We start from the raw sequence: 329 nt of genomic DNA on the forward strand, positions 1-329 counted from the left end.
TAGATAAACCATTCGGACGCGGGATGGAGCAGCCTGGTAGCTCGTCGGGCTCATAACCCGAAGGTCGTCAGTTCAAATCTGGCTCCCGCAACCAACTCTCTATATGTGTATTTATATATCTAGAGATAGTGAGAAAACTAGATATGTTAGTTACTGACGAGTCAGTTCGCTAATTTAACTCTAGGGCTCCCACAAGCAATTCTTACCAAATAGAATGAAAACAATTTGGGGCTTGTTTATCATTAGATAAACCATTCGGACGCGGGATGGAGCAGCCTGGTAGCTCGTCGGGCTCATAACCCGAAGGTCGTCAGTTCAAATCTGGCTCC

At 45.9% G+C, this 329-nt stretch carries 1 tRNA gene; it reads left to right on the forward strand.

Annotation, left to right across the window (positions count from 1 at the left end):
* Window positions 1–17: 17 nt before the first annotated feature.
* Window positions 18–94, forward strand: a tRNA-Met gene (locus tag HII16_RS16695).
* Window positions 95–329 lie beyond the last annotated feature (235 nt).

Source organism: Thalassotalea sp. Y01 (assembly GCF_012932945.1).
Classification (GTDB): Bacteria; Pseudomonadota; Gammaproteobacteria; order Enterobacterales; family Alteromonadaceae; genus Thalassotalea_A.